At 59.3% G+C, this 21,220-nt stretch carries 26 protein-coding genes; 17 read left to right on the forward strand and 9 right to left on the reverse strand.

Going from position 1 to position 21,220, the window contains the following annotated elements; all coding sequences use genetic code 11:
• Nucleotides 1–52: 52 nt before the first annotated feature.
• Nucleotides 53–355: a hypothetical protein gene (locus ACPPVR_RS12460; RefSeq protein WP_426614510.1), complete on the forward strand. Its 303-nt coding sequence runs from the start codon at nucleotides 53–55 to the stop codon at nucleotides 353–355.
• 25 nt (nucleotides 356–380) lie between these two features.
• On the opposite strand, the gene ACPPVR_RS12465 is transcribed toward ACPPVR_RS12460, so the two are convergent.
• Nucleotides 381–1,940 (reverse strand): DUF3300 domain-containing protein, encoded by a 1,560-nt coding sequence (locus ACPPVR_RS12465; RefSeq protein WP_426614511.1) that lies wholly within the window; start codon nucleotides 1,938–1,940, stop codon nucleotides 381–383.
• Nucleotides 1,941–2,061: 121 nt separating this feature from the next.
• Nucleotides 2,062–3,054, reverse strand: a complete 993-nt coding sequence (locus ACPPVR_RS12470; protein WP_426614512.1) for a VIT1/CCC1 transporter family protein — start codon at nucleotides 3,052–3,054, stop codon at nucleotides 2,062–2,064.
• A gap of 608 nt (nucleotides 3,055–3,662) precedes the next feature.
• On the opposite strand from ACPPVR_RS12470, the gene adhP reads away from it, so the two are divergent.
• The 4 genes from adhP to ACPPVR_RS12490 all read left to right on the forward strand — a co-directional run bounded on the left by adhP (nucleotide 3,663) and on the right by ACPPVR_RS12490 (nucleotide 6,326).
• Entirely contained in the window at nucleotides 3,663–4,685 is a 1,023-nt protein-coding gene (gene adhP / locus ACPPVR_RS12475; RefSeq protein WP_426614513.1) for an alcohol dehydrogenase AdhP, read from the forward strand.
• A gap of 429 nt (nucleotides 4,686–5,114) precedes the next feature.
• Nucleotides 5,115–5,786, forward strand: coding sequence for a helix-turn-helix domain-containing protein (locus ACPPVR_RS12480; protein WP_426614514.1), 672 nt, complete (start codon nucleotides 5,115–5,117; stop codon nucleotides 5,784–5,786).
• A 45-nt stretch (nucleotides 5,787–5,831) separates the two neighbouring features.
• Entirely contained in the window at nucleotides 5,832–6,095 is a 264-nt protein-coding gene (locus ACPPVR_RS12485) for a hypothetical protein (RefSeq protein WP_426614515.1), read from the forward strand.
• Between the two features lie 42 nt (nucleotides 6,096–6,137).
• A complete protein-coding gene (locus ACPPVR_RS12490; protein WP_426614516.1) occupies nucleotides 6,138–6,326 on the forward strand; it encodes a hypothetical protein in 189 nt (62 codons plus the stop codon).
• Between the two features lie 137 nt (nucleotides 6,327–6,463).
• On the opposite strand, the gene ACPPVR_RS12495 is transcribed toward ACPPVR_RS12490, so the two are convergent.
• On the reverse strand, nucleotides 6,464–6,796 hold the full coding sequence (locus tag ACPPVR_RS12495; RefSeq protein ID WP_426616348.1) for a hypothetical protein: 333 nt from the start codon (nucleotides 6,794–6,796) through the stop codon (nucleotides 6,464–6,466).
• Between ACPPVR_RS12495 and ACPPVR_RS12500 the strand changes: the two genes are divergently transcribed.
• From ACPPVR_RS12500 to ACPPVR_RS12525, 6 genes are all read left to right on the forward strand, one after another.
• Entirely contained in the window at nucleotides 6,716–6,886 is a 171-nt protein-coding gene (locus ACPPVR_RS12500; RefSeq protein ID WP_426616088.1) for a cation:proton antiporter, read from the forward strand. The genes ACPPVR_RS12495 and ACPPVR_RS12500 overlap by 81 nt on opposite strands.
• Nucleotides 6,877–7,872: a cation:proton antiporter gene (locus tag ACPPVR_RS12505; RefSeq protein ID WP_426614517.1), complete on the forward strand. Its 996-nt coding sequence runs from the start codon at nucleotides 6,877–6,879 to the stop codon at nucleotides 7,870–7,872. The genes ACPPVR_RS12500 and ACPPVR_RS12505 overlap by 10 nt, the downstream gene beginning before the upstream one ends.
• A 308-nt stretch (nucleotides 7,873–8,180) precedes the next feature.
• Nucleotides 8,181–8,609, forward strand: coding sequence for a universal stress protein (locus tag ACPPVR_RS12510; protein WP_426614518.1), 429 nt, complete (start codon nucleotides 8,181–8,183; stop codon nucleotides 8,607–8,609).
• 677 nt (nucleotides 8,610–9,286) lie between these two features.
• Complete coding sequence (locus ACPPVR_RS12515; protein WP_426614519.1) at nucleotides 9,287–9,796, forward strand: Spy/CpxP family protein refolding chaperone; 510 nt, start codon at nucleotides 9,287–9,289, stop codon at nucleotides 9,794–9,796.
• Between the two features lie 545 nt (nucleotides 9,797–10,341).
• Complete coding sequence (locus ACPPVR_RS12520) at nucleotides 10,342–11,085, forward strand: sensor histidine kinase (RefSeq protein WP_426614520.1); 744 nt, start codon at nucleotides 10,342–10,344, stop codon at nucleotides 11,083–11,085.
• Between the two features lie 443 nt (nucleotides 11,086–11,528).
• The gene (locus ACPPVR_RS12525; protein ID WP_426614521.1) at nucleotides 11,529–11,738 is read left to right on the forward strand and encodes a hypothetical protein; all 210 of its coding nucleotides are present in this window, start codon (nucleotides 11,529–11,531) and stop codon (nucleotides 11,736–11,738) included.
• A 25-nt stretch (nucleotides 11,739–11,763) separates the two neighbouring features.
• Here the strand turns inward: ACPPVR_RS12525 and ACPPVR_RS12530 are convergent, their stop codons facing one another.
• On the reverse strand, nucleotides 11,764–12,000 hold the full coding sequence (locus ACPPVR_RS12530) for a hypothetical protein (protein WP_426614522.1): 237 nt from the start codon (nucleotides 11,998–12,000) through the stop codon (nucleotides 11,764–11,766).
• A gap of 320 nt (nucleotides 12,001–12,320) precedes the next feature.
• On the opposite strand from ACPPVR_RS12530, the gene ACPPVR_RS12535 reads away from it, so the two are divergent.
• The 4 genes from ACPPVR_RS12535 to ACPPVR_RS12550 all read left to right on the forward strand — a co-directional run bounded on the left by ACPPVR_RS12535 (nucleotide 12,321) and on the right by ACPPVR_RS12550 (nucleotide 16,124).
• Nucleotides 12,321–14,528, forward strand: coding sequence for a copper-transporting P-type ATPase (locus ACPPVR_RS12535; protein WP_426614523.1), 2,208 nt, complete (start codon nucleotides 12,321–12,323; stop codon nucleotides 14,526–14,528).
• Between the two features lie 259 nt (nucleotides 14,529–14,787).
• Nucleotides 14,788–15,108 (forward strand): SH3-like domain-containing protein, encoded by a 321-nt coding sequence (locus ACPPVR_RS12540; RefSeq protein ID WP_426614524.1) that lies wholly within the window; start codon nucleotides 14,788–14,790, stop codon nucleotides 15,106–15,108.
• A gap of 2 nt (nucleotides 15,109–15,110) precedes the next feature.
• The gene (locus ACPPVR_RS12545; protein WP_426614525.1) at nucleotides 15,111–15,764 is read left to right on the forward strand and encodes a nitrile hydratase subunit alpha; all 654 of its coding nucleotides are present in this window, start codon (nucleotides 15,111–15,113) and stop codon (nucleotides 15,762–15,764) included.
• Between the two features lie 18 nt (nucleotides 15,765–15,782).
• The gene (locus ACPPVR_RS12550; RefSeq protein ID WP_426614526.1) at nucleotides 15,783–16,124 is read left to right on the forward strand and encodes a nitrile hydratase; all 342 of its coding nucleotides are present in this window, start codon (nucleotides 15,783–15,785) and stop codon (nucleotides 16,122–16,124) included.
• A gap of 131 nt (nucleotides 16,125–16,255) precedes the next feature.
• On the opposite strand, the gene ACPPVR_RS12555 is transcribed toward ACPPVR_RS12550, so the two are convergent.
• From ACPPVR_RS12555 to ACPPVR_RS12565, 3 genes are all read right to left on the reverse strand, one after another.
• The gene (locus tag ACPPVR_RS12555; protein WP_426614527.1) at nucleotides 16,256–16,837 is read right to left on the reverse strand and encodes a PAS domain-containing protein; all 582 of its coding nucleotides are present in this window, start codon (nucleotides 16,835–16,837) and stop codon (nucleotides 16,256–16,258) included.
• A gap of 478 nt (nucleotides 16,838–17,315) precedes the next feature.
• On the reverse strand, nucleotides 17,316–17,441 hold the full coding sequence (locus ACPPVR_RS12560; RefSeq protein ID WP_426614528.1) for a hypothetical protein: 126 nt from the start codon (nucleotides 17,439–17,441) through the stop codon (nucleotides 17,316–17,318).
• Entirely contained in the window at nucleotides 17,438–17,647 is a 210-nt protein-coding gene (locus ACPPVR_RS12565; RefSeq protein WP_426614529.1) for a hypothetical protein, read from the reverse strand. Before ACPPVR_RS12565 ends, ACPPVR_RS12560 begins: the two co-directional genes overlap by 4 nt.
• A gap of 678 nt (nucleotides 17,648–18,325) precedes the next feature.
• Here ACPPVR_RS12565 and ACPPVR_RS12570 point away from each other — a divergent pair.
• Nucleotides 18,326–18,460 carry a hypothetical protein gene (locus tag ACPPVR_RS12570; RefSeq protein ID WP_426614530.1) on the forward strand — a complete coding sequence of 45 codons (135 nt, stop codon included), beginning with the start codon at nucleotides 18,326–18,328 and terminating at the stop codon, nucleotides 18,458–18,460.
• A 30-nt stretch (nucleotides 18,461–18,490) separates the two neighbouring features.
• Here the strand turns inward: ACPPVR_RS12570 and ACPPVR_RS12575 are convergent, their stop codons facing one another.
• Nucleotides 18,491–18,730 (reverse strand): hypothetical protein, encoded by a 240-nt coding sequence (locus ACPPVR_RS12575; RefSeq protein WP_426614531.1) that lies wholly within the window; start codon nucleotides 18,728–18,730, stop codon nucleotides 18,491–18,493.
• Between the two features lie 626 nt (nucleotides 18,731–19,356).
• On the opposite strand from ACPPVR_RS12575, the gene ACPPVR_RS12580 reads away from it, so the two are divergent.
• Nucleotides 19,357–19,746 carry a hypothetical protein gene (locus tag ACPPVR_RS12580; RefSeq protein ID WP_426614532.1) on the forward strand — a complete coding sequence of 130 codons (390 nt, stop codon included), beginning with the start codon at nucleotides 19,357–19,359 and terminating at the stop codon, nucleotides 19,744–19,746.
• A 1,090-nt stretch (nucleotides 19,747–20,836) separates the two neighbouring features.
• Here the strand turns inward: ACPPVR_RS12580 and ACPPVR_RS12585 are convergent.
• Entirely contained in the window at nucleotides 20,837–21,205 is a 369-nt protein-coding gene (locus tag ACPPVR_RS12585; RefSeq protein WP_426614533.1) for a hypothetical protein, read from the reverse strand.
• Nucleotides 21,206–21,220 lie beyond the last annotated feature (15 nt).

A 21,220-nucleotide genomic window follows, 5' to 3' on the forward strand; every position in this document is an offset into this window, starting at 1 on the left:
GATCGATAATTCCAGGGACGAGGCGACAGCAAGAGAGAGAGTGAGGCGCACCATGAGATATCAAGTCTGGTATATGAAGCCATCGTTTCTTCGTGGCGTCGTTGGAAGCTCACCCGATCCCAACGACCTTTCGGCTACTCATGTTCACCTGAAAGACATTGAGGCTGATGATCAGGAAGATGTCTTGCGTCGCATGCGGGCGGACATCTGGTCGCCGAATGGTGAGGCTCTCGATCTGCTTCAGAGTAAGGGGTTGGCGCACACAACTATGACAATTGGTGACGTGCTCGTGGACGAAAGCGATGCTGTCTACTTGGTCACCGCAATCGGGTTCAGTCGGTTATCGAAAACATGATGAACCGTACCGATGGTCCGCTCCCTCATTTCAGCCTCGGTATTCTCGCTCCGGATGCGACCCAGGCGTCGTAGGTTCGGAATTGCAAGCCGAGCCTGTCGTAGTGGACCCGGAGATAGCCGTCGGCGCCACGGTCGACCATCTCCGGCTGAAGCGTCTCGACCTCCTGCGCCATCACTCCGACATAGGCCGTGTGGCCGCCATTGTAGATGAAACGGTAGTAGCCGAGCCCGTTCTCCAGATGGCCGAGCAGCAAGATATCGTGCTTGAGGTTGATGTCTGAGCGACGTCCGCCGCCACCACGACCGCCTCCACCACCGCCGCGACCTCCACCGCCGCGCGCGCCGCCGCGCAATCCGCCGCCACCCCCGCCGCGGAAACTTCCGCCGCCCCGTGATCCGACAGCACGATGTCCGCCGCCTGCATATCGTCCGGCGCCTCGAGAAGCTGGTCTTGTCGCCACGCGGCCCGAGCGGGCACTGCGTCCGGCAGATCCGCGGTTTCTGTTGACTGCTTGTCGGTTACCCGCAGACGTTCTTCCGCCACCCGCCTGCCTTCCGCGATCAGCGCGTTGGCCGTGATGGCTGACCCGAGGCCGATTTGCGCCGCCGGCGTTCGGCCGGTTCGCTCCCTGGCCGATTCCCTGGCGGCCGCCGGCGGGACGCTGGTTGCCAAACCTCTGCTGAAGGTTGGAATTGTTGTAGCGCGCACCTTGGCGATGCGCCGGATTATGTTGCCAGTGTTCGACACGAGCGCCACGGTTGATATCGATGGCGCCACCGCCCCAATTGACACGGCTGCCGCCCCAATAACCGCCACCGCCCCAGTATCCACCCAAGGCCCAACGGCCGAGCGCATAGGCCGCGCCGAATGCGATGCCGCTCGCGATGATGCCGGCACCGATGTAGCTGGGGTATCCCCAGTAATAGGGGTAGGCTGGATAGCCGGCGTAGGGCCAATCCCCAAACATCACGGACGGTTCATAATAGGGGACGTAAATCGAGTCGGCCACCGCAGGCTCGATGTAGATGGCGGACCTGTTTTGCTCCTGCCGCACCGTCACGACCTGTTCGCTGGTGGTGGCAAGCTTCTTCCTGTCATAGGCCCTGGAGCGCAGCCGCTGCACTGCGTCCATCACGTCCTGCTGCTGGGCAATGAATGCTTCGCCGAGCTTCTGCGTCCAATCGATCTGATCGTTCATCATTTGCAGCACGGAAGGCGTCGCAATCAGCGCCTTCACGCTGGAGTCCCAACTCTGCTTCTCGGCAGCGGCCTTGAGCTCGTCGCCGTTCAGTTTGCTGTTGTCTTTCAGCCATCGCTCGGCCTTGACGACCTCGAGCGGATACGTGGCGGCCATCAGCACATTCGCCAGCAGCGTGTCAGGATAAAGCGCAATGGACGCAACCAGACCTTCCAGTTCGGCCGGCTTGAGCGTCTCCGCCGATTCCGACGGCGCGGCCGCGGCAGGAGGCGGCACGGCCGCAGCTGGAGGCGCGGTCTGGTCGCTCGTTTGGCCGAGCGCGGGCTGACCAAGGAGCAGTGCACCCAAGACGGTTGCAAGGTAAATCGTTTTGAACCGACGCATGCGCGCCTCGCGGTTGATTGCGACGTTCCCAATCGAACGCCGCTGACCCGGATCCAAATTGATGTAGATCAAAGAATTCGTCGCGACCTCAGGGGTTCCGTGATCCAAACGAGATGCGGTGTCAAATGCCGTTGGGAGCCGTTGGCAGGTGGCAGGAAGATCGCCAGTGAGTGAGATCCGCCAGCATGCCGAACAGCCATAGGCGCGCCCGGGAACGAGGCCAAACCGCTAGAACGCAATCCACGCCCTGGCGACGATCGTTGCACCGCACCAGTTCGAGACCAGGCCGCCCGGGTTGGTCACGAGATCGACACGGCCGCCCGGTCGCGCGTTTGGGTCGCCGGTAAAGACGAAACAGTTCTCTTTCGACAGATTGGTGTCGTAGTAGCGCAGATCGAGGTTGAAGATCTTGTGGGTGAATGTCACGCCGGCCTGCCAATTGAGATAGGCGGGTAACGCCAAGAGCGACTGCGACGCCGATCAGCGCACCACCAACGGCGACCATCGATAGACCCGAGGCCCAGGGCCGAAGCCCGCTGTGACGTCCAAACACGTAACCACAGCAAAAAAGCATCCCGATGGCGACCGCGTAGGAGACACGCAATGCCAGCCTGGCGTCGCCCAGGACTATGAACGGGCATACAACCGGAAAGGTCGAAAAGAAGCTCAGCAGGCAAAGACCCAGAGCTCCAATCCAGTCGCGCTTCGTCAGCCTCGGACGCCTGCAGGGCTCAGGCATTTGCTGCAAGTTTCGTCGCATCAGTTCCAGTTGCTCCGAAGGCAAGACCGACACCAATTCCGGCGGCAATGCGTCGGCGATGACGCGTCGCGCAGCCTCAGGATCCGGCGCCAGCCGTATTGCGTGCAGTGTCAGGATCTTGCGTCCCTGGTCGTTGATGCGGGCCAACAGAAAAAGACCGCCGTCGACGATGCCCCAGGCCAGGTTACAACCGAGCGCACCGATCAGCATCGTTCGAATGTTGATATTGCCCGCCGTTGCGACACCGAGGCTGCAGATGAAGGTGAGAGCCATGATCAGCCCGAACAGGGTCTCCGAGATCCGCTCCATCGGTTCCAGTACGCGCGCGAAGGGAATATCTGAAACCCCCGACATCGATCAAAGACCCGTCGGCTCTATCAGGGACTGATGCGCTGGCGCGTTGCCCGGCCGCGCAGGTCTCTCCACGCAACGCAGTGTGAAGCACAGTGTTGAGGGCCGCAGCACGATCGGGCTCTCCGATTTTGTGTTCGACGCGGTGGGCTCGCAATTGGTCGCGCGCCGTCCGTTGGGACTCGATGCTGTGGAGATTGTCACCGGAAATCAAAACCAGGAATCGCCGCATTAGCCGCGTTTTGTCATGCCCAAGATTGAGAAGCACTACAGCAAGGCGGGTTCTGGCGAGGGTCACAACATCACGATTGAGTACTGTGAGGCGAGGATCACCCCGAAAGCCCGCTGACGAAGGCCGCTGGGGGCGAACAGGTCCGCTGCTTGCTGGTTTCCTTGATTTGGATCAACGGCTGGCCGTCTGCACACAGCATAAGGGCCGCCTGAACGTTCAGATATGAGGGCGCGGACCCGCCGAGTTGGAAGCTCGATTTCGATGCGGTTGCATCCGACTGGGCGGCGTCGGGCCATCATCAAAACCGTACGGCAGCGAGCCGCGAGACGGCGGCATCTCATCGAAATCCAAATGCGAGGTCTTGATCAGGGAGGGCGTTATGGCGAAGACCATGAAGGCCGCGATAGTGCGCAAGTTCAAGGAGCCGCTGTCGATAGAGGAGGTGCCGATCCCGGAGGTTGGACGAAACCAGATCCTTGTGAAGATCGAAGCGTGTGGAGTTTGTCATACGGACCTGCACGCCGTCGATGGCGACTGGCCAGTCAAGCCGAGCCCGCCCTTCATTCCCGGTCATGAAGGCGTTGGGACCGTCGCCGCCGTTGGCGGAGGCGTAACCGCGGTGAAGGAAGGCGACCGGGTCGGCGTCCCCTGGCTGCACACGGCGTGCGGTCATTGCAAGCATTGCCTCGCCGCCTGGGAAACCCTGTGCGATGCACAACAGAACACGGGCTATTCCGTCAATGGCGGCTTTGCGGAGTATGCCCTCGCTGATCCGAACTATGTGGGCCACTTGCCGAACGGCCTGGACTTCGAACCCGCGGCTCCGATCCTTTGCGCGGGCGTGACTGTGTACAAGGGGCTGAAGGAGACTGATGCCAGACCCGGCGATACGGTCGTCATTTCCGGCATCGGGGGACTAGGCCATGTCGCCGTCCAGTACGCGAAGGCGATGGGTCTCAGCGTCATCGCGGTCGACATCTCGGATGAGAAGCTGTCGCTGGCGCGCAAGATGGGTGCCGACGCGGCGTTCAACGCCATGACAACCGATGCGGTAGCCGAGGTGAACAAGCTCTGCGGCGGTGCTCAGGGCGTGCTCGTGACCGCCGTCTCACCCAAAGCGTTCAGCCAGGCGCTCGGTATGCTCGGCAAGAGGGGGACGATGTCCCTCGTGGGTCTGCCGCCGGGCTCTTTCGATCTGGATATCTTCAGCACGGTCCTGATGCGCAAGACCATTCGAGGGTCGATAGTGGGGACACGACAGGATCTCGCCGAGTGCCTGCAGTTCGCTGGCGACGGTAAGGTGAAGGTCCACTACTCGACAGAACGTCTCGAAGACGTCAACAGCATCTTCGATCGCATGCGCGCCAACAAGATCGACGGTCGCGTAGTCATGAAAATCTAAGCCAGACCGAACCTGTCTTGGTCCATCCCGGTCGGCCGCCGCTGACGCTTCTACCGACGGACCGGGGATGACGTCGCCGGCGCTGGCCTCAACTATAAGTTCGGTCGCCGATCGTTCACCAAGTACTAGTCTCGCTCGAGCGGAGGATCCGAAGGCCCGGCAACATCTTGTGCTTTTTGCGCGGAAGCCGACAACGAAGCGCAGCAACGCTAGCAACGACCTTGCCGTCTCGATATTGCCGATGGACGGCTTGAATGGTCCGATCACACCATAGCTTGCCTCTAGAGCCTAAGAGTGCCGAACTGTACCTTAGTACAATGAACATCGGAGAACGGCTTTGCTCTAGTGTGGGACGTATATGCAGCCTTTGGGTGCGGAGATCACCTAGCGTCGCGCTCGACCGCGAGAGCATATTGTGAGAGTGGAGCCGTGTTTATGGGTCTCGCGCTAGACCGAGCGTCTCGTCCCAATTCGCTCGGTGAGCTCAGTTTGACGAGCGGTTCGAGCCCGTTCGCCAGCATCTACGAGAAGAGGCAGAAAATTTACGGCGAGAGCGACCCAGCGGAATACGTCTATCAAGTGCAAACCGGTGCCGTGTGTCGTTTTAAACTGCTTTCAGGCGGCCGCCGTCAGATCGGCGCGTTCCACTTGCGTGGCGATATTTTTGGGTTTGAGAACGGCCCCATCCATCGGTTTGCCGCCGAAGCGCTTGTAAAGACCATGGTTTGTTTGATTAAACGGCAAAGCCTGGAGGAAGCAGCCGGGACGAATGCTAATGTCTTTCACAACCTGCTCAGCACGGCGACAAGCAACTTGCGGCACGCAGAAGGCCAAGTTCTTTTATTGGGCCGTAAGTCATCAATGGAAAAAGTGGCTGCCTTCCTGCTTGAGATGGACGGGAGGCTGACGAGTGCCGGAATGTTGTCTTTGCCGATGACCCGTCGCGACATTGCCGACTATCTTGGTGTAACGATTGAAACTGTGTCCCGCGCCGTTTCTCAACTTCAGAGAGAGGGCGTGCTGGAGTTCATTGGCAAAACTCATCGGGAGATCGTGATCCTGGACCGCCTGCGGCTGTCGAGTTTCGATATGCCAAGCTAGTCGTGGTCGGAAGCCGGTGTACTGCCATTGTAGCGGAAAATGGACATGTGGGTGCTAATGTACGTCTTTTCCTATTCCGTCAGTCCGGCAGCCACTAACGACAAGGCTGAGTGGAGGTTGCTCCCAACCGTAGTGTTTCAGGAATTTTCAAATAAACAACGATGCAGGGCAGCCAAGTCGGCCCTCGAAGGTAGCTTGAAAGAAGCGGGCGCGAAGCTAAAAAGCGGTCTGGAAGATTTGAAAACCATAGGGAAAGCGGATCCCGCTCAGATTATCATCGCTTACAACGTAGAGTGTCTACCAAAATAGAGGCAGCCGCGCCACCTCGGAGCCGCCGATTTAGAGGTTCGAATGTCTGACAGTCCGATAGATGTTATTGAAGCTGCCATTCGCTCAGCGTTCATCAATTATCCGAAGGAGGACGATCCGGATTGGAGAAGCCCGGATTGGATCAAGCCAGAGGAATGCACCCATCTTGCTCAAGGCATTTTGATGGAGTTGCAAGCAAGAGGGTTTGAGATCGTGAAAAGGGCCACCTGACATCGAGAGCAGCTATGCTCAGGCTTCGCTGTTCGAGCATGGGCATGGCGGCCCGCGCTGCCGCGGAGCATGTCATCGGCCGCCGCGTTGGCCCAGCAGTAGTTTTCACGCCATGCTCTGTTTATCGGCCCGCAAACCTACCTTACCGGGATTTTCGCAAGCGGCAGGCCCCTCGCAAGGCGTAAACTGATCATGTCAGCATACACGCCATTATGGACGCGATGGACGCAATCGATTGCCGCGTCGACGGTGATCCGTAGCGCGGCTGCAACCGTGAATCGCAAACTGCCCAGTTGTGCCACGATCGAATAATGGACACCGCTCTCACCCACACCATTGCTTTCCTCTGCGTGGCTATTCTCGTAGCGATCATCGCCCTTCGCATGCGTCTGCCATACACAGTCGGGCTCGTCCTCGCGGGCATCGGTCTTGCTGTGACCGGGTTCGACACAGGTGCGATGCTCACACATGACTTCATCTTTGATGTGATCCTTCCACCGCTTCTGTTTGAAGCCGCGCTGAGCATCCGGTGGCGCGAGCTCCGCAGGACATGTTATTAGTTATCGTACTCTCAACGCTAGGTGTGGTCATCTCGGCAGTCGTTGTTTCAGCAGGCATGGTGACGTTTTCGGCTTGGCCCGCTTCAGCGGCTCTCGTTTTTGGGGTGCTGATTGCTGCAACCGATCCGATCGCCGTTCTTGCCATGTTCAAGGAAATCGGCATTAGGGGGCGCCTCCGCCTGTTGGTCGAGAGTGAAAGCCTGTTCAATGACGGCGTTGCAGCGATTTTGTTTGCGCTTGTCCTTACGTGGGCACAGGCGACGGACAGTTCGCAGCTAAGCATGGCGACCGTGGGACGTAACCTGGCTTTCATGACGGCCGGGGGCATTCTGATAGGAGTTACGTGTGGCGTCGCGGCCATTGCGATCGCTGGACGAACCTCCGACCGTTTGGTGGAAGCTACATTGACTGCCGTCGCTGCCTACGGATCGTTTCTGTTGGCAGAAAATCTCCAATCTTCGGGTGTTCTTGCTACCGTCGCGGCTGGTCTTGTTATGGGCAATCGGGGTGTTCTCGGCGAGGATAAGGGCCGAAAAGCCTTTTCCCCCGACGGTCGTTCTTTCGTGATCGGCCTATGGGAGTTCGGCGCGTTCATCGCAAACTCCCTGATTTTTCTTTTGATCGGTTTGAGGGTCGGGGGCATGCCCCTTACCGAGGTCGGCACCAGAGATCTCTTGCTTGCAATCGGCTTGGTACTCATGGGACGAGGCCTCACGGTCTATCCGGTGTGTTTGTCCTTTCGACCTTCGGGTTCGGCCGTACCCATGCGCGAGCAACATGTCCTCTGGTGGGGTGGATTGCGAGGGGGCCTGGCATTGGCGTTAGCTCTCGCGCTTCCGCCCTCCTTTCCGCACTACAATCAAATATTGGTCACAGCATTTGGCGTTGTTGTTTTTTCAGTCGTCGTCCAGGGGCTCACGATGCCTATTCTTCTGCGGAAGCTGAGGCTCTATGACGCAAGTGAACGCGGTCGCGGTGAAACCTGATGGCGATGTGGCTTGAGCACAAATCCATCAATGCCCGCTTAGGCCTCAAAAAGCCCAACATCTCCGCTGTTACGCTCTCGGCGCACGCCGATGGCGTAATAGCTGATCCTCGCGCGGTCTGAGATATAAGAATATAGGTTGGATTTCAGACACAGGTGTTGTCGCCCGTGCCAATCCCTCTGCCGGGGGGCCGAGAAGGGCCAACGCGGGCATACGATAGATTGATCTATCTCAAGATTGGATCCGAAATGCGGACCTAACTTACATTCGGAAGGAAGCGACACGTTCAGACAATCGGGAGGTGAAGCATGTACCACCATATTCTTATTCCAACTGATGGGTCGGAGTTAGCGGAGCATGGAGTAGCGCATGGCTTGGCGCTGGCGAAATCCCTTGGGGCCAAGGTATCCGCGATCTTCGTTGTGGAGCCGTTTTCGGAAATGTCGGGACGGTTCCTTGAAGCAGTCGCAACATATGCCGAACTGCGCAAGGAGCAGGCCGCGAGTGTTTTGGACCGTGTGGCAAGTGGAGCCAAGGCGGCCGGTGTTTCTTGCGAGACAATTCAAGTTGAGAATGGGCAGCCCCATCAGGCCATTATTGCAGCGGCCAAGGACAAGGGCTGCGATCTCATAGTTATGTCATCGCACGGGCGCAGCGGACTTTCCGCGCTTCTAATCGGCAGCGTGACCAACAAGGTGCTGACGCAAGCAAAAACCCCAGTGCTAGTTTGTCAATGAATGTGCGGACCGCCCAATGGGTCAAAAAAACACGCCGAGTGATAGAAGTGACCAGTAGTGGGCATAACGGATATCGGCCCCTATTCGATCACGCGTTGGTGAGTTTTCCCGGCGCAACGCCGCTCACTGCTCCCCAGTTCGGAGCGGCACGCCCTCATAGTCAAAGTCCGACATGACGAAATCGCGGTCCGCATGACTGAGTGGCTGACATCGCCGGGACTGCAGGCACTAAAGTAACAGCCGCAAATTTCCCAGTGTGCGTCTTAGTTCGCTTTGCCGAACTTCGACACGCTCTTACATCACCTACATGACCCGAATCTATTCTCCACCCATGGGTCGCGATTTAGTGTTCCAGGCTACGGTGATTGTGGTGGGCGTCATGCCAATAGTGTTGACCGCTGTTGCTGTCGTTCGGCTGTGAGATCGGCTAGGCATTGCCGTTGTGCGATAGCGCACAAGCATCACCGCCGTTCAACTAGATGAATGGCGCGGTTTGATCTAGGTCAAGCATCGGAAGCTCTAGAGCGCGACGCTTCGGACATCGACGTCAAAGAAGGAGGACGCCAATGTTGCGTTCAATTCTCCTCGCTTCAGCAGCTGCTGCCATGCTGCTGCTCACCTTCCTTCCTGACGACGCGTTCAACCGCTGGCAACGATACCGAACCTAGGAGCTTGCGATGATGATCGATAAAATAGCCGTTGCAGTAACTGCAATTCTTTTAACGGCATCTCCTCTTGCCCAAGCAGCGGAGATGTCTTCCACTGCCGGAACGCCGCATCTTGGTGCCACGGACCTGAAGGCATTGACGGATGCGCGCGTCGGCATAATCAAGGCCGCCTTGCAACTCACGTCCGATCAGGAAAAATACTGGCCGGCCATTGAAGACGCTATACGTGCGAGAGCGAAGAGCCGACAAGCGCGGTTGGAACGGTTGGTAGAACTCCGCGACAACGGTCCCCTGGAAGTGCTTGGTGAACGCAATCCGGTCGAGCTCATGCAGGGCCGAGCGGAGATGCTGGGTCAACGTGCGGCCGACCTTAAGAAACTCGCCGACGCATGGGAACCGCTTTATAAAACGCTAACCCCGGACCAGAAGAAAAGAATGTCCTTCGCGACATACGCAGCCATGCGGGGAATACGCGATGCGATTGAACATCGCATGGAACCTGAGGATGATGACGACTAAGCGTAGGTCTGCATTAGCGGCCACCCGCGCTAACATCGTTGGTCGGCGGTGGCGCCATCGCTTTGACGTCCTGAAAAGGCAACTTTCCCTGCCAGTTGGCAACGAGACTTCAGGTCTCCAGTTGATCCACAGCGTCATTTCGCTGCGAAGTAGCTGCCAGTTGCAATCACGCGGCTCAAGCGGGCATCAAGCATCCGCAGTTTGATGTCTGCTTCTGCCGTGGAGCGCCGCATTGTGTACCGGATTGCACATAATTTAGGGCGGTGTGGTGATTTGTAGATATATTCATACGACGCGGTCGAGCTATCCCCGCACAAACTCACGGCCTCAGAAGGACCCTGCGATGACCGATTGCGGAGGGGATCGCCATCCGAGCGGGTATCTCCTCGTCAGCCGTTGGACGTATTGACGCTTGCCGTGTTGGCTCCTATCGCTAAGCAAGACATTTGCTCGCTAGGCCAGTCTCGGCGGGTACCATCGGGGATGCAAATCATGACAAATGTGCACGGCGGTGCGGGGCTCGCGCTTGTCGTCGGTGCATTTACGTGAGTATCGCCCCCGACGTGCAATTGCGTCAGCGGTTGGCCGAACTGGCGCGCTCTCATCGCTATTCGGTGGCCCGTGAACTCGCCGCGACAATTGCGCACGAAATTAACCAGCCATTGGGTGCCATTCTTGCCAACGCCGAAACGTTGGAGGCGCTGCTGCAATCCCCTAAGCCGGATTTATCGGAACTGGGGGCAATAGCTGCCGATATCCGGCTCGACAGTCATCGCGCAGCGGATGTCATCCGAAACCTGAAAAATCTCCTGAAGAGATCGAACCCTGAATTCAAAGAGGTCAATCTCAATGAGCCGGTGCAGGACGCCATTCGCTTTTTCACAGCTCTCACGGTCGCACAAGACACCCCTGTTCGTAGCTCCATTGCGCCGATGCCGTTGCCAGTCAAAGGTAATGCACTCCAGCTTCATCAGGTCATTCTGAACCTACTTGTGAACGCCGTGGACGCGATGTCTGGCTTGCACGCCGATCAACGCAGGTTGGAGATTGCAACCGTGCGCGCGGAGAACAGTGCGGACGTATTCATTTCGGACACCGGACCAGGTATATCACCCGACATGCTGAAGGAAATTTTTGCTCCCTTCTTCTCCACAAAAGAACAGGGAATGGGGTTAGGTCTGTCCATCGCTCGAACCCTTGTGGAGGCGCATGACGGGCAGATTTGGGCGGAGAACAGGCCCAGCGGGGGTGCAGTGTTTTGCGTCAGGCTGCCGCTCTTACGAGCCTGAAATCCCCAGCGCGGCTTGGCGTTAGTGCGACAGCGCGAGTGCTTTGCGCACGTCACGTCCGACGACAACCGCGCCAACGTCACGGCAGCGCACGGCTTCGACGGGCGCAGCATCCGCGCGCTTGCACCCAGCGAGGATGGCAGCCGTTGCCCGAACGCACAATAGTCTCACGCTTATGCTGACTTCATGATCGTCACTCCGTTGATCAAAGGGATCAGCGCGGTGACCATAGGCGCGCTCACGACGGCGGCGACGCCAGAGCAGGGCCAGCCCGGACCCGCACAGGCGCGCCCACAGAGGCATCGCCGGGACGGAGGCAAAAAGGAGGCCAGGCAGGCCGCGCCTACGCATCAGCGTCCTCGCCAAGCGATCAGAGAAGTCGTAGCGTGTTGCTCAAGACGGCCACGCCAATCGGGACTAACTAACAGCGGGGCCTCGCGGACATGACAAAATCGACGATGGCATCGCGTCTTGGGCACCTGTTGTATTGGATAGCGTCATGGATTGCTGTGGTCATGATCGCTGGCGGGATGGTCGTCTGGCTCTATTTTGCGCGGCCGAACTACGATCCCTTGGGAATGGTGATCGTCGGCTTGGGCATCATTGTTTGGCTTGCGGGCCGCGCAATCCGGCATTGGCTTGCTGGTCGATGAGCATTTTAAGCGCGCCGACCACTGCCTAACCTGCGCCAATGTGCGCCTGCGAAAACTTCGGCCGCAGGTCCGCGCCGCGCTTGCCGCAGGCGACGCAAACGAAGTCCGGCTCGATGTCGGAGAGCCGCATGTCATCGGGCCAGCAATCCGCGTTGAATGTCATGCGGTGGCCGCATTTGGGATCCCGGCAATAGACCAGCACGTCACGGGTGCCGATCTCGCGCATTTCGCCGAAGGTGATTTTCTGCGGGTAGGCTGTCACGGTCTGTGGCATCCTAGCCAAGGCCGCCGCAAGTTCAAATCCAACCAGTCACCGCCTTCGCAGGCCGCCCGCCAATGCACTGGATTCGATCCCACCGCACCAACACAGAACGGGGGCTCAAACGCTGGTACCCGCTCGACTAAAATCATCTCTTGATCCAAGTCAATTGTCCGACATCTTTGGACACCTACTGGTCGGTTGAGGAGGTCCTCTATAGACCTCGGGATTCGCAGCGGATGCGTCGCACCGTGGGTCGGGTTGCGAACCATTCCATTGTGGTGCTGCCGTTTGCGAAAGGGCGTGGTTGAAAGAGGAATCCGATGACCAAGCTGGAAAGCGTGACCGCGACGGGTATTTCCAATTCGAAGGGCGCCGAGCCGAGAGCGGACAGCAAGCCGACATCCGACGTTCCGGAAGGCACAATCTATACCTGCTCGATGCATCCGCAGATCCGGCAAGTCGGTCCAGGAAGCTGCCCGATCTGCGGCATGACACTGGTACCCGCGGTCGCAAGCCTCGATGCGCCGCCCAACCCCGAACTCGCGGATATGACGCGGCGCTTCTGGGTTGGCCTCGTGCTCTCCCTGCCGGCCGTCGTTCTGGAAATGGGTGGTCACCTCGTCGGCGGTCACGGCTGGGTCGACCAGACGCTGTCGAACTGGATCCAGCTCGTCTTTGCAACGCCCGTCGTTCTCTGGGCTGGATGGCCGTTCTTCGTCCGTGGCTGGCAATCGCTGCTGACGCGCAATCTCAACATGTTCACGCTTATCGCGATGGGCACGGGGGTCGCCTATGTCTACAGCGTTGTCGGCACCATTGCCCCGAACATCTTCCCGGCCGCCTTCCGCGGACATGGCGGCGCGGTGGCCGTCTATTTCGAAGCTGCCGCGGTCATCACGGTCCTTGTTCTCCTTGGCCAGGTGCTCGAATTGCGCGCCCGCGAGGCCACCTCCGGAGCCATCAAGGCGCTGCTGCAACTTGCACCCAAGACTGCCCGCCGCATCGACGACAGCGGAGTCGACCACGAGGTCCAGATCGACACCCTGAAGGTTGGCGACAGATTGCGTGTACGGCCTGGCGAAAAGGTGCCAGTAGACGGCGTCATCCTCGAAGGCCGCTCCTCCCTCGACGAGTCGCTGGTGACTGGCGAGTCCATGCCTGTCACCAAGGAACCGGGCCGCAAGGTAATCGCGGGCACCCTTAACCAGTCGGGCAGCTTCGTGATGCGCGCCGACAAGGTTGGTCGCGACACGCTGCTCTCCCAGATCGTCAAGATGGTAGCGGAGGCGCAGCGCTCGCGCGCGTCGATACAGCGGCTGGCCGATCAGTTTGCCGGATGGTTCGTGCCGGTCGTGATCCTCGTGGCGCTTCTCGCCTTCGTCGCCTGGGCTATGTTTGGACCGGAACCCCGAATGGCGTTCGGGCTGGTGGCGGGCGTCAGCGTACTCATCATTGCCTGTCCCTGTGCGCTCGGCCTTGCCACGCCAATGTCCATCATGGTCGGGGTCGGGCGTGGCGCTCGGGCTGGCGTTCTGATCAAGAACGCTGAAGCGCTAGAGCGGATGGAAAAGGTCGATACGCTGTTGGTCGACAAGACCGGGACACTGACTGAAGGCAAGCCCAAAGTTGTTTCAATCGTCTCGGCGACGGGATTTGAGGAAACCGAGATCCTCTTTCTAGCGGCCAGCGTGGAGCGGTCGAGCGAGCACCCCTTGGCCGACGCTATCGTACGTGCTGCGAAAGAGCGAAATCTGACGTTGGCGGCAGTTGAAGAATTTGACTCTCCGACCGGAAAGGGTGTCACCGGCAAGGTCGAAGGTAAGACGGTTCAACTTGGCAACTCGTCATTCTTGAAGTCGCTGGCCATTGAGACGGCCTCGCTCGAACCAGAAGCGGAAAAGCTTCGCGGAGACGGGGCCACGGTGATCAATATTGCAGTCGACGGCAAGTTGGCCGGCGTGCTTGCTATCGCCGATCCCGTGAAACAGTCCACACCGGAGGCGCTCCGGGCCCTGGCTGCCGAAGGCATCACGGTCATCATGCTGACCGGCGACAACCGCACGACTGCGAACGCCGTAGCGAAACGACTTGGAATTTCCGACGTCGAGGCGGAAGTGCTTCCGGATCAAAAGAGCGCTGTTGTGACCAGACTGCACAAACAAGGACGTGTGGTTGCAATGGCTGGGGACGGAGTGAACGACGCGCCCGCCCTGGCCGCGGCCGAAGTGGGCATCGCAATGGGGACGGGTACCGACGTCGCTATGGAGAGCGCTGGCATCACCCTCCTGGGTGGCGATCTCGGCGGCATTGTTCGTGCACGTCGGCTATCGCAGGCAACCATGAGCAACATTCGGCAGAACCTGTTCTTTGCATTCATCTATAATGCCGCCGGTATCCCGATTGCTGCCGGAATTCTCTATCCGGCATTCGGAATTCTGCTTTCACCGATTATTGGCGCGGCTGCGATGGCACTGTCGTCTATCAGCGTTGTCGGCAACGCGTTGCGGCTGCGAACCGTGAGGATCTGAAGCCCTTGATCAGAAATTCTGTCGGCGACAAGATCATCCCCAAGTCGATGTCCGGGTAGCCGCGAACCTGCATGCAATCCTTATATCGCAAGTGGCGCTCCAGCTCATGGATCGTCCGTTGATCTAAATCAACGAGGCGATGCAGCCCGTCCCTACGATGGGTCGTGAACGTGCCGTCGCTGCCGGCAAACACCATGTCGAAACCGGCCCTTCGGGGAGCGACTCTCAAGGCCCTTCGATCATCTGTTTGGAGGGGAAGATGCCTACGCCTCAGACCGTATTAGCCCAAGGCGAAGCACCGATATTCGGAATAGGCGACCGCGTCAGGGTCGCAGTTCGATTTCCAATCGGGCATTTCCGGGTGCCCAATTACATTCGCGGCAAGAGGGGGGCAATCGTGGCGGTCATCGAGCCGGCCGCCGTCAATAATGAAGAAGAAGGATACGGCCGCAACGCGGGTTCCGAACGCCACTACTACCGGATCTCACTGCCTATGACAGAACTTTGGCCCGCCTACCCGAAGTCCTCGAAAGACAGCTTGCTCATCGAGGTTTTCGAAACTTGGCTGGAAAGGATTTGATCATGGCGGAGCATCATCACGACCACGACCATGACCATCGCGATCATGATCAGGCCGCTGCCGGCATTGGATCCGGCGACTATGTACCGGGATATTTTGAGATGCTGGAAATGTCGGTCGGCGAGCTACTCGTCGAGCGAAGGCTCATTGGGGCGGACGAGATTCGGCGGCAGATCGAGGTTCTGGATTCACGGACGCCAGCGCTCGGCGCGAAGGCCGTCGCACGCGCTTGGGTCGATGCCGAGTTCAAGAAGCGCTTGCTTGCCAACGGGCGCGGGGCCTGCGAGGAACTTGGGATCAGCTTCTATGACGATACCGGCCTGATCGTTCTCGAAAATACGGATGACGTTCATAATCTGGTCGTCTGTACACTCTGCTCTTGCTATCCGCGACCAGTGCTTGGGCTGCCGCCCGATTGGTACAAGTTGAAACCATACCGTGCTCGCGCGGTTACCGAACCACGGGCCGTGCTTGCGGAGTTCGGTACGATCATTCCGGATGATGTAGAAGTGCGTGTCAGCGATTCTACAGCACGGGTTCGATTTCTGGTCTTGCCGAAGCGACCGAAAGGCTCCGAAAATTTCAGCGAGGAACAACTCGCCGCGCTCGTGACTCGCGACTCAATGATTGGGGTCGTGCCGGTCGAACTCAAGTAACAAGGTGAGGAGGCGAGCATGCCGACTAAGCAAGAACTTCTCACGCATCTGCCGACTGAATTTGGCGGGCTTCAGGCGGGTCCCATCGAGCGCGTTGAGCACGAATTGGGGCCTTGGGAGAAGCGGTGCCACGCCCTCGCAGATGTCCTTGATTTTCACAAGATCATTAATACTGAGGAGAAGCGCCGCGGCGTTGAAGCCCTCGGAGCTGAGCTTATCGGCAAGCTGACCTATTACGAGCGCTGGATTGTCGCATTTACCAACATCCTGTTTGAGAAAGGCATCCTCACGCCCGACGACGTTGCAGGAAAAATGGAGGAAGTTGCGGCCCGGGTAGGGGCGAGCCGGCCCGGCACGTAAGCCCCAAATGGTTTTGTTATATCAAGCCGCTACGCATCTTGCGGCCCGGCAGCGCCACGGGCACAACGACGAGGTCAAGACCAGAGCGGGCAAGCGTTCGCGATCCTTGGCGAAGCCAAGGCGGCTCACAATCACACTGTAGGTTGAACGCCCTTGCGTAGCGCCTCGAAGGCAATGCGGGCGTGGTGGGCAGCTTTCTGATTGTCGGCCTTTTCGATATGTTCAAGTGCCCACTTCAAATACTGCATAGCAGTCTGAGGGTTAGCATCGCGGTGCTCGCCCTCGACCGCCAATGTCTTGATCATCTCCCGAGTTTTCTTTTCGGTGATGTCTCTCGCGATCTTTAATGCGCCAATGATTTTGCCTTTGGCGTCCGCGACAGGAGAAATGGTCAGCGAGACTGCGATCCGGCTGCCATGCTTAGTTTGCCGAACGGTCTCAAAATGGTCGATGCGCTCGCCTTGTCTGAGGCGCGTCAAAAACTTTCGCTCTTCGCTTCGCCGTTCCTCAGGGATCACAAGTGTAATGGGCTGACCAATCGCCATCTCGGGCGAGTAGCCGAAAATACGCTCGGCACCCCTGTTCCAGCGCGTAATCGTGCCATCGAGATGCTTGCTTACAATCGCGTCGTCGCTGGCCTCCATGATCGAGGTTAGCCAGCGCACCTGTTGCTCGCATTCGTGAAGCGAAGTCTCGACTTCTCTGTGGTTCAAAGCCGCCTCCTAGCTGAGAGACTTGCGTTCAATCTTATCCTTCGATTGCATAGCTCGTCAAAATCGTCGGCTTGCGCCAATAGTCGTCGCGGCGAACCGTTCCGCTATTTGTCTATCCACTTTTGGAAAATGCGATCCGCGCAGGCTGTGTGTTGTGTTCCTGACCCGCGGTCGGTGTTGCTATGCAATATCGTTTTTACCCGGGCTAAATATGCTGATACGACGCCGTGTCGCGTACCCCGGCACTTCGCCTGAGCCCCAAAGTAACTTGACGACCCGTGACAGTCCCCAGCGAGGTGCCCGCGCGGCACCTTCAGCTCTTCAGTCGCCGGGTCAGCTCTTCAGTCGGCGAGCACGACCGCGATCACGGGCAGCGCTCGCATCGCGCGCCATACCACCCGTAAATTTCCCAGGGTAGGAATCACCGCTGTCCCAAGGGACAATGGTCCCTCGCTCAGGCGGCCTAGAGGGAAGGGCCTCAATTCAGTTTCCGCAAAAGCTTCTTGATGATCGCCCGCAGATCGGCCACGTGCTGCTCTATGAGGCGCAAGGCGTCTTCTTCGCGCGAAGGCTTGGGCTTCGACGTTTCTTTACCCGAGTTCATTTGCGCTGGTCCTCTCTCGATAGGTCTTTGAGAAATTCCGCCAGCGCGCGCTGCCCCCCGTGTAGTGCAGCCGCCTCAGATTGATAACCACCCGCGCCCAGCTTGATGCCCATCGGGGAGCTACGCCGCTTCAATTCCCAGCGCCAAGGGTACGGACGGCCGCCCGTATCGACGGTCTCGATATAGTAGTCCTGATGTAAGCTCATTGCGGTCCCCAGCCCGCCGACAGCTAACCCGAGCCATCGGCCTCCGCAGCGGTCTTCCGGCGATTATCCACAAGGCCGATGCGAAGGCTGGTAAGCGGGCCCCTCCGCGAGCCGCGCACGGCGCAAAGCAAGTCAGACTGCGTAGGAGGGCGTGCATCGTGCCGGGACGGCAGCGCCACAGGACCACGGCAAGGCGGCAGGGCCAGGCCCGCATCGGCGACCTACCTTGATCACCGGTCAGCCGATAAGCCTGCGCCCGGCTTCTGCCGCGCGGAGCTGGCGGGCGCAACGAGGGCGACGTAGCGAGGACGAAGCCTATCGGCTGTGGCGATCAAGCGGCAGCCTTAAGCGCGTTGAGCGTTTTCTTGTCGCTCGGGGCGGGCTTGCTCAGGTGGCCGGCCAACTGCTGCATAGCGCATCCGTGGGGGCTGTTTTCGTCTTGCTGTTGGCAGACTGGCCCCGGCAGACTGTCCCATCGCTGAGCTTCGTTGTTGTTGCGTCGTTGGTGCTGGCTGATCATTGGGATGTTGTTTCGTTTGGTTCAGGTCGGTCTGATTGGTGACGCGATACACCTGTGCAAAGACCAACCATGAGCAAGCGCATAGGTCGCTGATCGCAAATGTTTGGCACGTTTTCACAAGCAGTTCCGAACGACCGGGTGGTACAAGACGATAGTGAATGATCAGCGACTGCGTCAGCACGGCATGGGCGGTGGAGAGGCCATTCGTCGGCGTGCTCGGCCTTCGGCATCTCGGTGATGAAGATGGCGGCATTGCGCAGCGTCAGCAGCTTGCGCCCGTCAGGGCAGCATGATCGGATCGAAGAACCGAGCCGACCACGGCATCAGCCCGCGGTCCCCATGCGCGCCTCCGAAAACTTCGGCCGCAGGTCCGCGCCACGTTTGCCGCAGTCGGCGCAGGCGAAGTCCGGCTCGATGTCGGAGAGCCGCATGTCATCGGGCCAGCAATCCGCGTTGAATGTCATGCGGTGGCCGCATTCGGGGTCCCGACCATAGACCAGCACGTCACGGGTGCCGATCTCGCGCATTTCGCCGAAGGTGATTTTCTGCGGGTAGGTCGTCATGGTTGAGATCGTAGTTATCCTACACGGGGCGTTGTCAGCCGGGATCGGCCATCAGCCCGTCCATCTCGTAGTCCAGCGCGTCCGCTCGCGATAGACTCCCGCAGGCCCTTCAATGCAAAGCGCGCATGCTGCGCGGCCTCTTGGTTGCCTGTTTTCTCAATTTCTTCGATAGCCCATACCAAATACTGAATTGCAGTCTGAGCTTGCGAACTGGCCGCTTTGTCATCAATGCTCGCCAAGCCCGTCACCATCCTGCTTCTTCGTCCAATAAACTCGGAACCGAGTTGTTCCTGGAAGTGTGCAGCTGATGCGATATTCCGACGTGCTATTGGAGGCCACGATGAAGGCCACAGCTCGCGGCGTCATCATCAGCAAGATCGCGCACCTCACGAACCAGCATTTGCGGCGCTCATCGCTAAGGCGGTGCCATTACGGTGGCGCGCCAGCGTCACGCAGGACGCGCTTGATCAGCGCGTCGCCAGTGCTCGTTCACGTAGATGAACGGCGAGGTTTGATCTAGGTCAAGCGTGGGAAGCTCCTGAGCGTAACGCTTCGCAGACCGAACCGCGGTTCGCCGCAATACACAGGTGTCCGCGGCTTTTCTCTCTCAAAGAAGGAGGACGCTAATGTTGCGTCGAATTCTCATCGCTTCAGCAGCCGCGGCCATGCTGCTGGTCACCTCCCATGCCGACGACGCGTTCGCCCGCGCCGGTCGCGGCGGCGGTGCGCGCGCCGGAGGCTACCACGGCGGCGGCGCGCGAGCGGGCGGTTACCGGGGCGGCGCGGTCGCGGCTCGGGGGGGATACCGCGGCGGCGCGGTCGCGGCTCGGGGATACCGGGGCGGCGCTGTCGCTGTGCGCGGCGGAGCATATCGGGGCGGCTACCGCTATCCCTACCGCGGCTATGGAGCGGCGGCGGTCGGTGCGGCTGCGGTTGGCGCAGCTGCGGCGGGGGCCTATTACCGCGGTGGCTGCGGCTACGACGCCTATGGCAACTGGGTTTGCCCTCCGTACTGAGCGGCGCGAGGCCGTTTTGAAACATGCGGCTCGAAGCCATGATGAAGTCATCGGCATGCTTTCTGTAACACTGGAGAGGAAGAAATGATCAGACCCGCCGTCGTTGCGCTCGTGCTATGCGTTGCTTCCTCAGCACAGAGTATGCCGTACGCCCCACTTCAGCTGCAGAACAATTCGGTCATTCCAGTTCGCCAAGGATGTGGGCTGGGACGCCAACTGGTCGATGGCATCTGCGTATCGAACGCCAAGGTGCGTGCCGCAGTCCGCAAGTGCAGCGCTCGAAAAATGCGCATGGTGAATGGTCTCTGTGAACCACGCGCCCGGCCTGTTGCGGCCCCTGCCGCGGCGCGACCTGCTGCAGCCCCTGCTGCGGCGCCACTTACGACCCAGCAACCTGTGGCTACTCCCGCACCGCCCCGTTGACCGGCCACGCAAGCGACAACGAACCCTGGAGGCTGATTGCCAAAAGTTTCCCGCAGAGCAATCGCGCTCTGCGGGCCGAACGGCCGTCACGGCAGGTCCGGCCGAGGATTCATAAAATATTATTGCACATCAGACACTTCCCCGGATCGCGACACAACGGTGAATACATCGGCCTCATCGCATTGATTTATTGAGGCTTTTTGGGCTCGGATACTCCCCTGCGCAGGGAAGGCCGTGTATTTGGCTTCACCTGTATGCCGCTGTGCAGTTCTTCTGCGTGCATTTTCGCACAGCGGACCGTGGGTGCCAGCCGGCACCCGGCCTTCCCTGCGCCCTCTTGGATATGAGGGTGGAGCGACGAAGCAAAACTCGGGCGAAACGCGCCGCGAGAATGCGAAACCGCGTCTGCAAGTTGAGATGAAAATTCGAGAATGACGATGATACACCTTGCTCCGTCATTGCGAGCGCAGCGAAGCAATCCAGACTGTCACCGCGGAGGAATTCTGGATTGCTTCGCTGCGCTCGCAATGACGATGTGGGGGAAGCGTGCGCCTCGATCTGCGCACGCGTGCCCGATCGTCGCGCCCCGTGGAATGTTGCTGAATGCGACCGGACATTGCTGACGGTCTTGCCCATCGAGGCGACCGCCAGGGTCGCGGACAGCCGGTCACCAGGAAATCGGCATCCTCTGCTCAAATCCGCCGAGGTCCGAGGCGGGGTTGAGAGGCTGCCGATCGAGCGGCCGATTGTTGTTCTGGCGCGCGAAGGACGTGCCGGGCGGAAAGGCGTAGTCGCTGAATTTGCGGTCGCCGGGCAGCACCTCGGTCCCGCCGTCCAGCCACGATCGCTTGCTGACATAGATGCGCGTATGCGGAGCGGACTGGTTGGAGTGATTGGGGCCGCGCCGACCGTAGTCATAGACGACCTGCCGTGCCGTCTGCTGCCGATCGCGGTTGGTGGCCGGGTCGGCGTTGCAAATGACGGTCGTGGCGAGGACGGCAACCAGCGCCAGTCTGGTCGTGACGATCGGGTTCATCGGGCGGACATTCCA

Source organism: Bradyrhizobium sp. McL0616 (genome assembly GCF_049993385.1).
In the GTDB taxonomy this organism is placed as follows: Bacteria; Pseudomonadota; Alphaproteobacteria; order Rhizobiales; family Xanthobacteraceae; genus Bradyrhizobium.